The organism is Streptomyces sp. TRM68416 (assembly GCF_014596915.1).
Lineage (GTDB): Bacteria > Actinomycetota > Actinomycetes > Streptomycetales > Streptomycetaceae > Streptomyces.
Genome location: NZ_JACVWU010000007.1, coordinates 142,302 through 158,528, shown reverse-complemented (window position 1 = coordinate 158,528; position 16,227 = coordinate 142,302). Strand labels below are relative to the sequence as shown.

Here is a 16,227-nt window from a genome sequence, read left to right as displayed (position 1 = left end):
CCCGCAGCCGTCGCTGTCCGCTGTCCCCGCCCAGAAGTCGTCACCCGCAGGGGCGCCGTCGCCCCGCCCGCGGTCCGGCCGTCACCCGGTCGCGGCACTCCCGTGCGACGGCCACCGCGGGCCTCGTCCGCGCGGCCCGACGACCGGGACCGGGCCGTCGTACTCGGAAATTCGGTACGGCCGTACGGACTGGCGATTCCGTACGGCCGTCGCGGTGTTCAGCCGGTGGCGTCCACCAGTGCCAGTTCGTGGAGTCGGTCCGGTGGGCCCGGGCGGGCGTAGTACCAGCCCTGGGCCGTGTCGCAGCCGAGTATCCGCAACTGCTCGGCCTGGGAGCCGGTTTCGACGCCCTCGACGGTCACCGCGAGGTTGAGGCTGTGGGCGAGCGAAACGATCCCTTCGACGATCTTGAGGTCGACGGGGTCGGCGGGGAACTGCTGCATGCTCTGGGTGAAGGAGCGATCCAGCTTGAGCACGCTCACCGGCAGCCGGCGCAGGTTGGCGAGGTTGGAGTAGCCGGTGCCGAAGTCGTCCAGGGCGATGTCCACGCCCATCTCGGCCAGCCGGCGCAGCGGTTTGAGCAGGTCGTCGTCCGCGCCGATCAGCGCCGACTCGGTGACCTCCAGGCACAGTACGTCGGGGGTGACGCCCGCCCGCTCCAGGATGTCCACCGTGTCCTGCACCAGACCGGGGTGCGTGAGCTGGCACGGCGAGAGGTTGACGTTGATGCGCAGCGGGCCCGCGTCGGTGTGCCGGTCGCGCCACTCCCGGGCCTGGCGCACGGACTGCTCCAGCACCCAGCGGCCGAGCGGAACGATCAGCCCCGTGTGCTCGGCGAGCGGGATGAAGCGGTCCGGGCCGAGGATTCCGTGCTGCGGGTGCAGCCAGCGCACCAGCGCCTCGGCGCCGCGCACGCTGCCGTCGCCGAGATGGACCAGCGGCTGGTACTCGATGAAGAACTCGCCCCGGTCCAGGGCGGTGGGCAGCGCGGTGGTCAGGCCGTGCCGGGTGATGGCACGGGCGTCGGCCTCCGGGTCGGCCAGCTCGAAGCGGTTGCCCCCGGCCGACTTGGCCCGGTACATCGTGATGTCGGCGCTGCGCAGCACCTCCGCGGGGCTGCGCTCGCCCGCCGGCCCCTCGACGATGCCGATGCTGCCGCGCACGGTCAGTTCCCGGCCCTCGACCATGATCGGGGCGACCAGCGCGTTCATGATGCGGGCGGCCAGCTCGTCGACCTCTCGCTCGGTGTCCGTGCCGGTGGTCAGCGCCACGAACTCGTCGCCGCCGAGCCGGGCGACCATCTCGCCGGGCGCGGTCGCGCAGGACTGCAGCCGGTCGGCGACCTCCACGAGCAGCCGGTCGCCGGCCGCGTGGCCGAGGCTGTCGTTGATGGTCTTGAAGCCGTCGAGGTCAAGGTAGCACAGCCCGAACCGCTGGCCCGCGCCGGCGGTGAGCGCCTTCTCCAGGCGTTCGAAGAACAGAGTCCGGTTGGGCAGTCCGGTGAGCGCGTCGTGCGTGGCCTCGTAGCGCAGCCGGAGGTTGAGCAGCCGCCGCTCGGTGGTGTCCTCCATGAGGGCGAGCTGGTACTGGGGTTCGCCGTCGGCGTCGCGGAGCAGGGACACCGTCAGGTTGGTCCACAGGACCGTTCCGTCGGGGCGGTAGAACGCCTTCTCGACGTGGTAGTGCTCGCGCTCGCCGCGGACGAGCTCGTCGTAGAGCTTCCAGACCTGCGGCGCGTCCTCGGGGTGCGTCCAGTCCATGACGTTGCGGCCGCGCACGCTCTGCTCGGAGCCGCCGAACATACGCACGAGCGCGCCGTTGACCTGCAGTATGTTGCCCGAGAGGTCGGCGATGCCGATTCCTATGGCGGCGCCCTCGAAGACCGCGCGGAAGCGGGCCTCGCTGGCGTGCAGGGCCTGGGCCACCACGCCCTGCGCCCGCAGGGCGGCCGCGGAGATCGCCTCCTGCTCGGCCAGCGTGCGCTCGCGCAGCGCCTGCGCGTACCCGGCGGCCATGGCGTGCTGGAGCCGCGCGCTGCGGGCCCGCAGGTCCTCCTGGTCACCGCCCTCGCCGCAGTACAGGACCAGATAGGCGTCGACGCAGTCGAGGCTGCGGCTGAGCGCCTCGGGGTCGGTGCAGTGCGCGCCGACGAGAGCGGCGCCGACCGCTCTCGCCGCGTCGGCGTCGAACGCCCTGGCCCGCAGCGCCTCGCTCAACCGCCGGGCGAGCGGCAGCAGTTGCTCCTCGAACTCCGGCCGGGTCGACGACGTCGAGGTCACCGGGAACACGGCCCGGCTCCAGATCGTCGCGAACCGGCGCAGTCTGTCCTCCGGCCCGTCCGGCTCCGCGCTCACGCCGTACGCCCCACGCCCGCGAAGCCGGAGAAGGCCCATGGGTCCTCCTCCTCCGGTGCGGTGTCCGGCCGCCAGTGCGGCATCGGCACCAGTCCGGGTTCCACCATGTCGTACCCCTCGAAGAACCGCGCGATCTCGTCGCGCGAGCGCATGATCAGCGGGTTGCGAATGTCCTTGTATACGCCGACCGTGCCCTCCGCCCGCTCGGTCGGCAGCGGGATTCCCTCGTACGAGGCATGCGTGAGGATCAGCAGGCTGCCGGGCGCGAGCGCGTCGCGCAGTTCGGCCACCGCTCCGTACGGGTCGTCCGTGTCTTCCACGAAGTGCAGTATGGCAACGAGGAGAAGCGCCACTGGACGGTTCAGGTCGATCAGCCGCTCGACCTGGGAGCTGGAGAGGATCTCGCGGGGCTTGCGCAGATCGGCCGCGAGGACGTCCGTGGCCTCGTCCCCGGCCAGCACCGCGCGGCTGTGCGCGACGGCCACCGGGTCGTTGTCGACGTAGACGACATGCGCGTCGGGGGTGGCCGCCCGGGCCACCTCGTGGACGTTGCCGAACGTGGGGATGCCGGAACCGATGTCCAGGAACTGGGTGATGCCCTCGGCGGCCGCGTACCGCACGGCGCGGCGCATGAACGCCCGGTTCGCCTGCATGATCTTGGGGAGTCCCGGCATGAACTCCATGGCCTTGCGGGCCGCTTCCCGGTCGACCTCGAAGTTGTGCGAACCGCCCAGGTAGTAGTCGTAGATTCGCGAGACGCTCGGCACCGAGATGTCGATGCTCCGTGGTGCCCAGGCGGGACGCTCCATCTATCTCTCCAAGGCTCAGGCGATCCAGTGTTCGAGCTGAGGCTACTGATCGCCTGCCAAAGGAGCGAGCCGAAACGGAAATTGACCATCCGTTCCCGGTCACTGCCTGCGGCACGTGCCGAATTGTGCACCCGCGAATCGGCTACGAAATGCATCCGAAGCGTTCCACAGAGTTCTGAATCAGGCTGAACGGGACGAAGAGTTGGGGGCGGCACAGCACACCGGTCCGCCCCCTCCGTGCGGTGCGGAGGGGGCGGACCGGTGTGGCGCGCGCTGACCGTTCGTCCGGCACTCGCTCTCTTTTTCCCGCCTCCCTACTTCTTCTCCTCCGGCGCGCCGACCGCCTTGCCGTCGGGGCGGACGGCGTACCAGGTGCCGCCGACGCCCTGACCGTTGGTGTCGCCGGGCTTCTTGTCACCGGCGAAGGTGTAGATCGGCACGCAGTCGATGGACTGCTGCTTGATGCCGTCGGGGCGGTCGAAGACGACGTAGCCCCGGTTGGGGGTGGACCCCTGCAGATCGATGCCCTTGGTGTCCTTGGCGTCGACCGGGGCGACGACGGGCCACTTGTCCAGGCAGGCACCGGTGCACGCGGTCGACATCGGCCACTGGGTGTCCTTCAGGAAGCGGTAGACCGTCATGCCGTTCTTGTCGACGACGATCTCGCCGAGCTTGGGGTCGTTGCGGGTGGACAGGCCGGGCAGGCCCGCCTCCTTGGCCCCCTTGGCCCCCTTGGCCTTCTTGCCGTCGGGGGCCAGCGCGTACCAGGTGCCGCCCACGCCCTGCCCCTTGGCCTCGCCCGCGTTGACGTCCTTCGCGTACCGGTACGCGGGCCAGCCGTCGACCGTCAGCTGCTTGGTGCCGTCGCTCCGGATGACCTCGCCGAGCAGCGCCTTGTCGATACCGGCGCCGGCGGTGGCGTCGTCCGCGGGGACCGGCGGCCAGGCCGTGGCGCAGTCGCCGTCGCAGTTCGACTTCGGCGGCTCGGCCGTGTCCTTGTCGAAGCGGTAGAGGGTCAGTCCGGCGCTGTCGGTCAGCACCTTGCCCAGCTCGGCGTTGGTGGCCACGGACAGCTCGCCCGCGGAATCCGCCGGCGCGGCCGGGGCTCCCTGCGCTCCGGCGCCGGTGTCGGCGCTCGATCCCAGTCCCGTACCGGCACTTCCGTAATCGCCCGCCGCGGCCGTGGCGCCCACGTTCTGGCTGCTCGCCGGCGGGGTGCTCTCCTGACCGCACGCCGTCGTCAGCGCCAGTACGGCCACGGCGCCCACCGCGAGCGAGGCGCTCCGCCACGAGGTCTTCATCGTCAACTCCCCATAATCGCAAGGGTGTTGCAGCGCCCTGCTGCGCCGCCGCACGACACTGGGTACGCACGGGGACCATGGTCGTGTTCAATCGCCTCACAAATTTCTTTCGGAAACCTGTGACACCGCGCCTCGCAGACCCGCCGCACCACGCCCCGGGAACCCGTGCCATCACGCCCTCGAGTCGCACACACGCCCGGGTCGATGGACATGCGAGCGACCCTCGATCAAACAGCCGGACACGATAGTTCCCCCCTTCGGGGCAATCCCCGTGGCTGCGGGGGCGCGAGCCTCCTCCAGGCCTCATGATCTTCGCCGTGCATGCACTCCAAACGACCCAATCCGCCCTCGGGGCGCGGGCGTTGGCCGCGGTGGCGTTGACCTGGTTCCTGGTGGGGGTACCGGCCGGGCCGGCCGCGGCCGACGCCTGCGCGTACGCCTCGACCGGGCCGGGGGGCACGGAAGCGGTCGCGGTCGCCGGGAGCGCCACCTGGCCGACTCCCCCGTGCCCGCCGCCGCCCCCGCCTCCCCCGCCGTGCCCGTCGCCGACCCCCACACCGACCCCGACCCCCACACCCACGCCGCCGCCCGAGCCGCCCCCGCCGAAACCGACGCCCACCCCCACACCCACCCCCGACCCACCGCCGAAACCGACTCCGAAGCCCACCCCGAAGCCGCCTCCGCCACCGGCACCCCGGCCGGCGGCCCCCCTCCCCCCGCCGCCCCCGCCTCCCCCCTCGCCCACCCCGCCCACTCCCACACCCACACCCACGCCGAAGCCACCCCCGTCGGCCCGCCCCGCCCCGCCCCCGTCCGTCGCCCCAGTGCACTACCCGCGCTACCACGCCGCGCAGCCGCAGAAGCGACCGCCGAACCGCACCACCGACCCCCTCACGTTCGTTCTGCTCATCGCCGCGCCCGCCGTGGTCGCCGTCGCCGCGCTCCGCCCGCGCTGATCCCTGGAGGCACCCCTTGCCGGAATGGCTTGTTCTCACCCTCGCGATGCTGGCCGCCTGCGTCGCGGTGGTCGCCATCACCTTCGTACGGCACCGCACCGCGTCGGACGACGAGGACCCTTCCGAGACCCCGGACGTCATCGAGTACATGACGATGTGGATCGGCGTGGTGTACGCCATCGTGCTGGGCCTGGCCATCGCGGGCGTGTGGGAGGGCCGCAGCGCCGCCCAGGACCACGTCCAGGCGGAGGCCCTCGCGCTGCACGAGGTGCACGAGCGGGTCCGCGTCTACCCGCCCGACGTGCGCGACCGCATTCGGGACGATGTCAACGCCTATGTCGGACACGTCGTGAACACCGAGTGGCAGACCATGGCCGACCACGGCCGGGTCACCGACCGCGGCGCCGAGCTCCTCCAGCGCCTCCGCGAGGACGTCACCGACTACGAGCCGCGCACCGACTTCGAGGCCCAGGCCTACCAGCCGCTGATCGACCAGGTCGCCGCAGCGGACCAGGCGCGCAACGCCCGCGCGAACTCCACCGGCGAGACGATGCCGGGCGTGGTGTGGTTCGGGCTGATCGCCGGGGCCGTAGTCACCGTCGGGATGATCCTCGCGCTGCAGATCAGACGGACGCCGCGGGAAGTGCTCCTCGCCGTGCTGTTCTCCGCGCTGATCGCGTTCCTGCTCTTCCTCATCTGGGACTTCGACGCGCCCTACAGCCGCGGCATCACGGCGTCCGCAGAACCGTTCCTGAACCTCTTCCCGGACGCAAAGGGCTGACGGCCGCTCACCCGGGGACCCGGGCGGCGCTCCGTCCGGGTCCCCCGGACGCAGGAACGGCGTCCCCTGTGCGGCCCACACCTGTGCCCCATTCGCCCGACTGCGTTCGCGCAGGTGTGCGCACCTTCCTAGCGTTCCGGTCATCGAGGTGCATTTCCGGCACAAGCGGAACAGGTCCGCAGCTGCTCCTCGGGGACCCGGAGGAACCACCATGCGCGCGATACGCGTCGCTTCGGCCGCACTGCTGGGCGTGACCGCCCTGGCCTTCACCGCGCCGGCAGCCCAGGCGAACGGCGACAACAACATCACGCCGTTCGGCTTCAGCGTGCTGCCCTCCACGATCGCGGCGGGCGGCCAGGTCACCCTGCGCCTCGACCGGAGCGACGGCGGCTGCAAGGGGTCGGCGACCGTCACCTCGGCGGTCTTCGACACGGTCACCATCCCCGCGGGGAGGACCCAGGCGACGGCCGTCGTGGACTGGGACGCCAAACCGGCCGCGGTCTACCGGGTGACCTTCGCCTGCGACGGCGTGAGCGGTTCGACGGAGCTGACCATCTCGGCCGGCCGGCCCACCCATCGGCCGGTGCCCCAGCCCTATCCACCGGGCGGTGTGCACGCCGGCGGGGGCGGCAGCTTCGCCGGGTTCGACCTGAAGGAGATCGGCCTCGGCGCCGCGCTCATCGCGGGTTCCCTCGGAGCCGCGTACCACCTCTCCCGGCGGCGCACCGGGGAGGACGGCGGCTGACGCCGCAGCAGCCCGCACAGGCCGTCGCCCCGGCCCCCTCGCGGAGGGGGCCGGGGCGACGGCCTGTGACGTGCGGTACCGAAGAGGGTGCGGCTCAGATGCGCTTCTCGGAGCGGCGGCGCATCCAGAACAGCCCGCCGCCGAGGAGCGCGGCGGCCACGAGCCCGCCGCCGATGGCCATGTCGGTGGGGGTGGCCCCGGAGGAGCTGCTGCCGCCGAGACCGCCGCGGACACCGCCGATGACGGTGAAGGCGCCCGGCTTGGTCAGCGACTTGTTCTCACCGCAGTTGGCCGTGATGTCGTACGTGCCCGGGGCGGCGTTGCTGTTGACGGTGACCTTCGCGGTCGCCGACGAGCCTCCCATGGAGGTGAGCTTGGTGGTGGGGAACGCCGACGACGAGACGGTGCTGCCCGGCATCTGGCAGGCCGTCCCGTCCACCGTGATGGTCAGCTGGCCGCCGCGGGCGATGACGCTGGGCAGAGCCACGATGTTGCTGGGTTCCGTCCAGGCGGCAGCCGTCGGTGCGGCGAGCCCGAGGGCGGCCACCGCCACTGCTGACACCGCCAGGGCACGAGAGTTGCGCATCTCAATCCTCCGCGGGAGGCGCCCCGGGAACCGTCCCCGGTGGATCGGCGAGAAAACGCCTCCCGGAAAAACCCTCAGATGCCGTGCGGCGGGCCGCATTTCGGCAATGGTCCGTCCTGGTGAGAGGACACGCCGAACGATCACCGCACAATCGGATATCACCGCAGGTCACGGACCGTCAGAAATTTCCTTTCGACGGCAACTCGGATGGCTCACCACGGCCTGCCGAAAGGGAGCGGGGCCACCCGTTCGCTGCTGCCCCGTCGCCGGTTCGGTGCGCCGGACTTAGCGTTCTCGTATGCGCGAATGACGGGGCGACGGCCGCGTCGAGAGGGGAAAAGCGAATGTCTGCGTACGAGCTGGCCGAAGAGGAGGAGCAGCAGCGGAAGAAGCGCGCTCCTTGGGGCGTGATAGCGCTTGTTCTGCTGACCGGCCTCGCGCTCATTCGGAATGGTTCGGGGGAATTCGACGTGGGCCCCCCGCAGCCCGCTTCGGCGGCCGCGGCCGACAGCCGGATGCCGGGCGGCACCTTCGCCAACACCCCGGATCCGCTGCCGTACGCCGTGCCCGACCGGGTCAGGATCTCCGCGATCCGGGTCGACGCGCCGATGATGCCGGTCGGCCTGGACGCGGACGGCTGGGTGGCGGCACCGCCGCCGGAGGACCCCAACCTGGCCGGCTGGTTCACCGGCGCCGTGTCCCCCGGCGAGAAGGGCACCGCGGTCGTCGTGGGCCACGTCGACAACAAGCAGGGCCCCGCCGTGTTCTACGGACTGGGGGCCCTGAAGAAGGGAAACCGCGTCGAGATCGCGCGCAAGGACGGAAAGACGGCCGTGTTCGAGATCTACGGCATCGAGGTGTTCGAGAAGAACAACTTCCCCGGCGACCGCGTCTACGCCTCCAAGGGCGTCGCGGAGCTGCGCGTCATCACCTGCGGCGGCGGTTTCTCCCAGCAGGACGGCTACGCCGGCAATGTCGTCGCCTTCGCCCGCCTGGTCGAGGTCCGCTGACCAGGCGGGCGGGCGCGGCTCAGGAGTACTGCCGACGCGGGACCGTCACGGAGTAGCCGGCGTCCAGCAGTTCGGGCAGATAGTCCCGCAGCGCGCGGACACTCTGCGAACGGTCGCCCCCGGCGTCGTGCGAGAGCACCACGACGCCGGGGGCGGCGCCGTTCTCGACCCGGGCGGAGATGGTACGGGCACCAGGGGTGGTCCAGTCGAGGGTGTCGACGGTCCAGGCCAGCGGCTCCATGCCGAGTTCGGCGCCGAGCTGGAAGGCCGCCCGGTTCCAGGCGCCGTAGGGTGCGCGGAACCACTGCGGCCGCTCCCCGTACGCCTCCTCGACGACATCGCAGGTGCGCTCCATCTGGGAGCGGATCTGACCGCGGCTCAGGCGGGTCAGCAGGGGGTGGGACCAGGTGTGGTTGCCGACCACATGGCCCTCGTCGGCCATGCGGGCCAGCAGGTCCTTGTGGGCGGCGGCCATCTCCCCGCACACGAAGAACATCGCGCGGACGTCGTACTCGGCGAGCGTGTCCAGGATGGCCGGGGTGTAGCGGGGGTCGGGGCCGTCGTCGAAGGTCAGCACCATGGTGCGGCCGCGCCCGGACATCCGGAGCAAGGGGGTGCTGCGGACGAGCGTGCGGCGGGGCGCCGACCGGGGCGGGCCGTAACCGGTCAGGGGCTGGAGGCGGTAGGCGGAGGGCTTGAGCGGGCGGCGCGCCGGAGGGCCGGCGGCGGGTGCGGTGGCCCGCACCGGCTTCTCGCCCCCGCCGAGCGCGAACAGTCCGCCGGTGCCGGCCGCCCCTACGGCGACGGCTCCGGCGAGCAGGGCCCGGCGGCGCGTGAGCAGCCGTGTGAGCAACTGATCCTTCTGCATGACTCATCAGTCGCCCGGCGGGGCCCCGACGCACCACAACGACACCGGTGCGGCGGCGGGATTCCACCCGGGCGGCCTATGACGGGGCGTCAGCAGGGGTGCACGGACCGGGGGTCGTACCGCCGGTCGCATCGGCGGTCGTGACAGCTGGCCGTACCGGCGCTCGCACCGGCTGGCCGTACCAGCGGTCGCATGGGCGATCGTGACGGCTGGGCGTACCGGCGATGGTGACGGCCGGCCGTACCGGCGGTCGCATCGGCGGTCGTACCGACGGCCGTACCGGCGATCGTGACGGCCGGCCGTCTTGGCGGTCGTATCGGCCGGCCGTACCAGCGCTCACATCGGCGGTCGCATCGACTGGCCGTACCGGCGGTGCCGGATGCGGATCCGTTCGGGCGGGTCCGCATCCGGCTCGGCGCGCCCGGCCTCGTCCCCTCCGTCGAGGCCGAGCGCCGGGCGGCCCGGTCGGCCCGGCCCTCGGGGGCCCGGGCAGCCCGGGGAGCGCGCGGCTTTCGCGGCGCGTCGGCGGTGGCAGCCGTGGTTCCGACTGTAGGAAGAGCTCCGGCCGGTCGCTCGTCGAGCCGGCCGGCACCCGCGGGACCTGCGGTTTCCGATAGCCTCGCAGGCGTGACGGAACAGCACGCGCAGGGCTTCGAGCGGGGCACGGACGGGCCGAAGGTCATCGTGGTCGGGGTCGACGGCTCCGACTCCTCACTGCGGGCGGCGGCCTACGCGGGTGGCCTCGCCCGCCGCCAGCGGGCACTGCTCGCGGTGGTGTACGTACAGCCGGTGATGTCGGCGGGTGCGGCGCTGGGGGCGCCGGTCGCCCAGGTGACCGACGAGATCGCCGAGGACCTGGTCGCGCAGATCCGGGAGGCGACGGAGCGCACGAAGGGGATATTCGACGTGCGCTGGGAGTTCCACACCTTCCGGGGTGATCCCTACACCGGGCTGGTCAAGGCGGCCGACGAACTCACGGCGGACGCCGTGGTGGTGGGCGCCTCCGAGCAGGCCGGGCACCGGATCGTCGGTTCGGTCGCGGTGCGGCTGGTGAAGGCCGGGCGGTGGCCGGTCACGGTCGTGCCGTAGCCACCGCGCGGCCGTTTCTCACAGCGTCCGCAGGAACTCCAGCAGGATCTTGTTGAATTCCTCGGGCTTCTCCAGGTTCGGGTAGTGGCCGGCGCCGTCGACGGTCACGGCGCGGCCGTGACGGACCGAGCCGACGAGCCGGTCCGCCGCGTCGATCATGTCGGCGGGTTCCAGGGTGCCGTTGAGGGCGAGCACGGGGACGTCGATGCGGTCCAGCCGGGACCAGGAGTCGGTCACGGGCACGTGCCAGTCCCGCTCGCCGGGCGTGTGCTTGGAGACGGTGTGCAGGGCCATCTCCCGCATCCGGCGCAGGATGCCGGGGTCGACGGCGTCGGCGGTCCGGTGCTCGCCGGGCACGACCTTCTCGAAGGCGGCGAGCCAGCCCTCGATGTCACCGGCGCCCAGCGTCCGCGCGAACTCGTCCTGGATCTCCCGGGTCCAGGGGTCGGTGTACCGGTAGTCCCCGGTCGCGGACCCGCAGGTGACCACGGCGCGAACGAGGTCGGGGTATTCCAGCACGGTGTCGGTGACGACCACTCCGCCCATCGACAGGCCGACCAGGGCCGCGGGCCCGGCGTCGAGGTGACGCAGCAGGTCGGCGAGGTCGTCGGCCCAGCGGAACGGCCGCGTCGCGTTGGCCGAGAAGCCATGGCCGCGTACGTCCGGGGCGATCACGCGGTACTCGGCGGCGAGGGCCGGTATCTGGTCCGCCCAGAGGCGGTGGTCGACGTAGCCGGAGTGGACGAGGACCACGAGGTCCCCGGACCCGGTGTCGAGGTAGGCGAGGTCGCCGTCGCGGGACGGGAAGAAGCGAAGGTCGGAAGCACCAGTCATGACAACCAAGGTGTCACCCTGGGGAGATTTTGACAACCGGGTTGTCATGTTGGATCGGTGCATGATGTCCTGGTGAACGACATCGACGACCCGCTGCCCCCCGACGAACTCGGCCACCGCGTCTCCGAGGTGTTCGACCTGATCGGCGCGCTCTACCGCCGCGGCCTGCGCAAGATCGAGCAGGGCGAACAGGTCGAGGGGGTCTCCGTCGGCGTGCGCTCCGTTCTGGTCCTGCTGCGCAGGTACGGGTCCATGACGGTGCCCCAGATGGGCCGGATCATGGCGTTGTCCCGGCAGTTCGTGCAGCGCATGGTCAACGACGCGGTGGCCGGGGGCTGGGCCGAGACCACGCCCAACCCCGCCCACCAGCGGTCCTCCCTGATCCGGATCACACCGGAGGGCGAGGCGATGATCGACGCGATCCTCGCGCGCGAGCACGCCCTGAACCGGCAGGTCGGCGGCGACCTCACCGACGCCGAACTGCGGGCGTGCAAGCGGGTGCTGAAGGAGATGCTGAAGACCTTCGACCACGTGGACCTGGACTAGGGCCCGCCCGGCCGGGGGCTACCGGCCCATCACCAACCCGTCCCCGGCGGCGCCGCGGCTCAGGACCACCTCCCGGATGCGGTCGCGCACGGCGCCCACGTCGGCGCCCCGGGCGAGGGACTCGTTGAGGTTCACCACCCGGCCCGCGTCGATGTCGAACACCTGTGGGACGAACTCGGCCTTCGTCACCCGCCAGCGCCCGCCGGGCTTCGCGGGCGGGGCGAAGGTGAAGCGGCCGAGGGTGGACTCGTTGCCGCGCGGGTCCCGGACCCCCGAGTAGTTGTACATCTCGCCGGCGACCTGGTCCCCCATGCCGTAGATCACCCAGGTTCCGTTGACCTTCTCGTAGGCCTGCGGGACATGGGCGTGGGTGCCGAGGATCAGGTCGATGTCGGGGCGGTCGCCGGTGCGGGCGGCGGTGAGGGTGCGGGCGAGGGTCACCTGACGCTCGTCGGGGGCGTCCTGCCACTCCGTGCCCCAGTGCAGCGATACGGCGACCACGTCGGCGCCCGCCCGACGGGCGGCCCGCGCGTCCGCCAGGATCCGGCCCTCGTCGATCAGGTTGACCGCCCAGGGCTGTCCCGGCGGGAGCGGGAAGCCGTTGGTGTCGTAGGTGTAGGCGAGGTGGGCGACCCGCGCCGAACCGGCCCGCAGGATCGTGACCGTGCGCGCCTCGCCCTCGGTGCGCGCCGATCCGGCGTGCCGTACGCCGGCCCGGTCCAGGGCGTCCAGGGTGCGGCGGATGCCGGCAGCGCCGTCGTCGAGGCTGTGGTTGGAGGCGGTGGAGCAGCCGTCGTAGCCGGTCGCGGCGAGGCCCGCGGCGACCTCCGGCGGGGACTTGAAGGTGGGGTAGCCGGTGTAGTCGCCGTGCTCGCCGTACACGGTCTCCATGTGGCACAGGGCCACGTCGGCGCGGGAGACGACCGGTTTCACCCCGGCGAACATGGGGCGGAAGTCGTGGCCGGTGCCGCCCGCGTCGTACCGGGCGCGGTCGATGATCGAGCTGTGCGGGAGGATGTCGCCGGAGGCGACGAGCGTGAAGCCGCGGGGGCCGTCCGCGGCGGGCGCGGGGCGCCCCGGCGGCTCGTGCCGGTCGGCCTGGCAGGCGGCGCCCGCGGCCAGGAGAGCGGTCAGGGCCAGGGCCACCTGTCTACTGCGCGCGATCATCTCTCACCCCGGTGTAGTCGTATTTACGCACCAATAGGTAAGAATCAGGACACTCTCACATCGCGCTCCGACACGCTGATTAGCCCGTCCGGCCCTTGCGCGAACGGCTGCGGGACCGTTCGTCGAACCGTTCGTCGACGCGATCGACCGTCCGCCGCAGAGGCGTGTGCGCTCCCTGTCCCCGGACGGCCCCCTGCGATGCCATACGGCCATGACGGCCGGAACCACTCTCATCAACGGGACGACGACCGCCGAGCACGAGCTCGCCGCCCTCCAGCGCGAGCACGGCCGGCCCCTCTTCGCGCTGCTGCTCCGGCTCTGCGACGGAGACCGGCAGCGCGCCGAAGACCTCGTACAGGAGACCCTCGTACGCGCCTGGCAGCACCCCGAGGCGCTGCGCGCCGACGACTTCGACTCCGTACGGCCCTGGCTGCTCACCGTCGGGCGCCGGCTGGCGATCGACGCGCGGCGGGCCCGGCAGGCGCGGCCCCCGGAGGTCGGCGACGCCATCCTGGAGAACGCGCGGGTGTGCGCGGACCACGCCGAGCGGGCGGCCGCCGCCCTCGATGTGCGCAAGGCTGTGAAGACACTCACTCCGGAGCACCGTGAAGTCCTGGTGCTCGTGTACTTCCAGGGGGCCAGTGTGGCGGAAGCGGCGCAGGCCCTCGGGATCCCACCCGGTACCGTGAAGTCCCGCGCGTACTACGCGCTGCGCGCCCTGCGCCGGGTGCTTCCGGGATACGCGCCCGACCTGCGATGAAACCAGGTGCCGGGTCAAACCTCCGTAAAGCGCCTGCCGATGACCATGGTTGAGTAATCGGCTGTCTTCATCCGTGTTCCGCAGTAGGGGCCCGGGGTCGGGCGACGCGTACGCACCGGAGGAAGGCAGGAAAGGATGCTGCACAGAGGTCAAGAGGGTTCGGAGGGCGCCGGCGGCGGTGAACTGACCGTCCCGATGGCGTGGTTGTACGCGGAGTACATCGCCGACGAACTGCTGCGGACCGGCGATCTCATGCCGCCGACGTCCTTCGAGTTCCGCGCGGGCCGGGATGCTCTGGCCCTGACCATCTTCCTGTCCGACAGCGGCGGTGAGCTGCCCGGCATCCGGGTCGTCACCCAACTGGAGACCTGGCTGTCGCTGACGGCGTACGACCAGCCGTGGCAGGACTGGGTGCGCGAGCGGATGGCACAGCTCACCGCCGAGGCCGTCGCCTCCGGCACCCCGGCACCCGACCTCGACCTGGCCGAGGCCGCCTGGCGCTGGCTGGAGGAGACCGAGCTGCTCGCGCCCGACCTCAACGCGGTGCCCGGCGGCGGTGCGCCCGGTGGCGAGGACGAGGGCCCGAAGGTGTGGACACCGGCCTGGCAACTCGGACTGCCCCTCGGGCACTTGGCGATCCACCTGTTCTAGGGACGGCGCCTGTTCCCGGGATCGCTCCCGTTCCCGGGACGGCGCCCGTTCCCGGGAACGCTCCTGTTCCAGGGATCGCTCCGAACTTTTTCGGAACGGGACCAATCCGCCGCACCGGCCGCTCCGAATCCCGGGGTTGGCGATTCTGTGGATGCCTTGAGTGATTCGGCGGTCCGGTGCGTACCCGTGGGTGCAAGGAGTAACCCACCCCGCACCCAACGGCACGAGGATTCCGCATGAGGTCCCTGGAAAGGCATCGCGACGTCGCCGCGTACGCGCTCGGCGTGCTGGACGAGGCGGAGGCCTTCCGCTTCGAGGACCACCTCATGGAGTGCGCCAGCTGCGCGGCGCAGGTCACCGAATTCGGGCCCGCGGCACGGCAGTTGATGCTGTACCGGCGGGCGACGCCGCGCTTCGTCCACCCGATGGCCCAGCCCGGCCCCCGTCTGCTGGACCGCCTCCTCGGCGAGGTGGCGAACCGGCACCGGCTGCGCCGCAGGCGCCTGCTGTACGCCGTGGCCGCCTCGGCGGTGGTCGCGCTGGCCGCGCCCGGCATCGCGGCGATGGCCCCGGGGGACAGCGGCGCCGTACGCATCGCGGCCACCGACGAGCGCTCCGGCGTCTGGGCCCAGGTCACCGCCGAGAACGAGCCATGGGGCGCCCAGGTCGAACTCAAGGTCAAGGACGGCGCGGGCCCCCGCGCCTGCCGCCTCGCCGTCATCGGCCACGACGGTTCCGAGCAGACGGTGACGAACTGGGCGGTGGCCCGTCACGACGCCCGCGAGAACACGATGATGGGCGCGGCCGCGCTGCACCCCGACGAGATCGCCCGGTACGAGGTGCGAACGGCGGACGGGGAGCACCTGGTGACGCTGGAGCCGTAGCGGCCCAGGTCACTTCAGCAGGCGCGACATCCTCCGGTCCGCCAGTGGCTTGCCGCCCGTCTGGCACGTGGGGCAGTACTGGAGAGAGGAGTCGCTGAAGGAGACCTCGCGGATGGTGTCACCGCACACCGGGCAGGGTTCGCCGGTCCGGCCGTGGACGCGCAGCCCGGTCTTCTTCTCCGACTTCAGCCGGCCCGCGGCCAGGCCCCGGGAGCGGGTGACCGCGTCGGTGAGCGTGGAGCGCAGGGCCTCGTAGAGGGTGCGGACCTCCTCCGGGGTGAGCTTCGCGGCCAGTTTGAAGGGGGACATCCGCGCGGCGTGGAGGATCTCGTCGCTGTAGGCGTTGCCCACCCCGGCGATCAGGGTCTGGTCGCGCAACGCGCCCTTGACCTGGCGGCGTTCGGCGGCCAGCAGCGCCGCGAACCGGGGCTCGTCGAAGTCGTCCGCCAGCGGGTCCGGGCCCAGGCGGGCGATGCCGGGGACCTCCTGGGGGTCCTGGACGACGTACACCGCGAGGCGCTTCTGTGTGCCCGCCTCGGTCAGGTCGAAGCCCGCGCCGGTCTCCAGGGCGACGCGTAGGGCGAGGGGGCTCTTGCCGCCGGGGCGGGGCGGGCCGTCGGGGAGGCGGTCCTTCCAGTGCAGCCAGCCCGCGCGGGCCAGGTGGGTCACCAGGTGCGGGCCGCCGTCCGCCGTCGCGATGTCGAGGAACTTGCCGTGCCGGTGCACCGCCGCCACCTCGCGGCCTTCGAGCGCGGTGAGCGGTGGATCGTAGGTCTTCAGGACGCTGACGGCGGTGGGGAGGACTCGGACGATCTCGTGGCCGACGAGCTGCTCGGTGAGGAAGTCCTTGAGTGCCTCGACCTCGGGGAGTTCCGGCATGGGTCCA

General features: G+C 71.9%; 17 protein-coding genes. 9 read left to right on the top strand and 8 right to left on the bottom strand.

Annotation, left to right across the window (positions count from 1 at the left end; all coding sequences use genetic code 11):
• Window positions 1-218: 218 nt before the first annotated feature.
• From ICC28_RS13975 to ICC28_RS13965, 3 genes are all read right to left on the bottom strand, one after another.
• Window positions 219-2,354, bottom strand: a complete 2,136-nt coding sequence (locus tag ICC28_RS13975; protein ID WP_188288851.1) for a putative bifunctional diguanylate cyclase/phosphodiesterase — start codon at window positions 2,352-2,354, stop codon at window positions 219-221.
• Window positions 2,351-3,163 (bottom strand): SAM-dependent methyltransferase, encoded by an 813-nt coding sequence (locus ICC28_RS13970; RefSeq protein ID WP_188288850.1) that lies wholly within the window; start codon window positions 3,161-3,163, stop codon window positions 2,351-2,353. Before ICC28_RS13970 ends, ICC28_RS13975 begins: the two co-directional genes overlap by 4 nt.
• Before the next feature lie 314 nt (window positions 3,164-3,477).
• The gene (locus tag ICC28_RS13965) at window positions 3,478-4,464 is read right to left on the bottom strand and encodes an SCO0930 family lipoprotein (RefSeq protein ID WP_188288849.1); all 987 of its coding nucleotides are present in this window, start codon (window positions 4,462-4,464) and stop codon (window positions 3,478-3,480) included.
• 824 nt (window positions 4,465-5,288) lie between these two features.
• On the opposite strand from ICC28_RS13965, the gene ICC28_RS41100 reads away from it, so the two are divergent.
• From ICC28_RS41100 to ICC28_RS13950, 3 genes are all read left to right on the top strand, one after another.
• Window positions 5,289-5,420: a hypothetical protein gene (locus tag ICC28_RS41100; RefSeq protein ID WP_262928468.1), complete on the top strand. Its 132-nt coding sequence runs from the start codon at window positions 5,289-5,291 to the stop codon at window positions 5,418-5,420.
• Window positions 5,421-5,436: 16 nt separating this feature from the next.
• Complete coding sequence (locus ICC28_RS13955; protein ID WP_188288847.1) at window positions 5,437-6,201, top strand: DUF4239 domain-containing protein; 765 nt, start codon at window positions 5,437-5,439, stop codon at window positions 6,199-6,201.
• A 211-nt stretch (window positions 6,202-6,412) separates the two neighbouring features.
• The gene (locus ICC28_RS13950; RefSeq protein WP_188288846.1) at window positions 6,413-6,946 is read left to right on the top strand and encodes a hypothetical protein; all 534 of its coding nucleotides are present in this window, start codon (window positions 6,413-6,415) and stop codon (window positions 6,944-6,946) included.
• 94 nt (window positions 6,947-7,040) lie between these two features.
• Here the strand turns inward: ICC28_RS13950 and ICC28_RS13945 are convergent, their stop codons facing one another.
• Complete coding sequence (locus ICC28_RS13945) at window positions 7,041-7,532, bottom strand: hypothetical protein (protein WP_188288845.1); 492 nt, start codon at window positions 7,530-7,532, stop codon at window positions 7,041-7,043.
• A gap of 344 nt (window positions 7,533-7,876) precedes the next feature.
• On the opposite strand from ICC28_RS13945, the gene ICC28_RS13940 reads away from it, so the two are divergent.
• Window positions 7,877-8,542, top strand: a complete 666-nt coding sequence (locus ICC28_RS13940) for a class F sortase (protein ID WP_188288844.1) — start codon at window positions 7,877-7,879, stop codon at window positions 8,540-8,542.
• 19 nt (window positions 8,543-8,561) lie between these two features.
• On the opposite strand, the gene ICC28_RS13935 is transcribed toward ICC28_RS13940, so the two are convergent.
• Window positions 8,562-9,410: a polysaccharide deacetylase family protein gene (locus ICC28_RS13935; RefSeq protein ID WP_188288843.1), complete on the bottom strand. Its 849-nt coding sequence runs from the start codon at window positions 9,408-9,410 to the stop codon at window positions 8,562-8,564.
• A gap of 627 nt (window positions 9,411-10,037) precedes the next feature.
• Between ICC28_RS13935 and ICC28_RS13930 the strand changes: the two genes are divergently transcribed.
• Entirely contained in the window at window positions 10,038-10,499 is a 462-nt protein-coding gene (locus tag ICC28_RS13930; protein ID WP_188288842.1) for a universal stress protein, read from the top strand.
• 18 nt (window positions 10,500-10,517) lie between these two features.
• Here ICC28_RS13930 and ICC28_RS13925 read toward each other — a convergent pair whose 3' ends face one another.
• Window positions 10,518-11,333: an alpha/beta fold hydrolase gene (locus tag ICC28_RS13925; protein WP_188288841.1), complete on the bottom strand. Its 816-nt coding sequence runs from the start codon at window positions 11,331-11,333 to the stop codon at window positions 10,518-10,520.
• Window positions 11,334-11,405: 72 nt separating this feature from the next.
• Between ICC28_RS13925 and ICC28_RS13920 the strand changes: the two genes are divergently transcribed.
• A complete protein-coding gene (locus ICC28_RS13920; RefSeq protein ID WP_188288840.1) occupies window positions 11,406-11,879 on the top strand; it encodes a MarR family winged helix-turn-helix transcriptional regulator in 474 nt (157 codons plus the stop codon).
• A gap of 18 nt (window positions 11,880-11,897) precedes the next feature.
• Here the strand turns inward: ICC28_RS13920 and ICC28_RS13915 are convergent, their stop codons facing one another.
• Window positions 11,898-13,046 (bottom strand): CapA family protein, encoded by a 1,149-nt coding sequence (locus ICC28_RS13915; RefSeq protein ID WP_188288839.1) that lies wholly within the window; start codon window positions 13,044-13,046, stop codon window positions 11,898-11,900.
• A 211-nt stretch (window positions 13,047-13,257) separates the two neighbouring features.
• On the opposite strand from ICC28_RS13915, the gene ICC28_RS13910 reads away from it, so the two are divergent.
• From ICC28_RS13910 to ICC28_RS13900, 3 genes are all read left to right on the top strand, one after another.
• Window positions 13,258-13,806, top strand: a complete 549-nt coding sequence (locus ICC28_RS13910; protein WP_188288838.1) for a sigma-70 family RNA polymerase sigma factor — start codon at window positions 13,258-13,260, stop codon at window positions 13,804-13,806.
• Between the two features lie 135 nt (window positions 13,807-13,941).
• The gene (locus ICC28_RS13905) at window positions 13,942-14,457 is read left to right on the top strand and encodes a hypothetical protein (protein ID WP_188288837.1); all 516 of its coding nucleotides are present in this window, start codon (window positions 13,942-13,944) and stop codon (window positions 14,455-14,457) included.
• A 236-nt stretch (window positions 14,458-14,693) separates the two neighbouring features.
• Window positions 14,694-15,341 (top strand): zf-HC2 domain-containing protein, encoded by a 648-nt coding sequence (locus tag ICC28_RS13900; protein ID WP_188288836.1) that lies wholly within the window; start codon window positions 14,694-14,696, stop codon window positions 15,339-15,341.
• Window positions 15,342-15,350: 9 nt separating this feature from the next.
• Here the strand turns inward: ICC28_RS13900 and ICC28_RS13895 are convergent, their stop codons facing one another.
• On the bottom strand, window positions 15,351-16,220 hold the full coding sequence (locus ICC28_RS13895) for an Fpg/Nei family DNA glycosylase (protein WP_188288835.1): 870 nt from the start codon (window positions 16,218-16,220) through the stop codon (window positions 15,351-15,353).
• Window positions 16,221-16,227 lie beyond the last annotated feature (7 nt).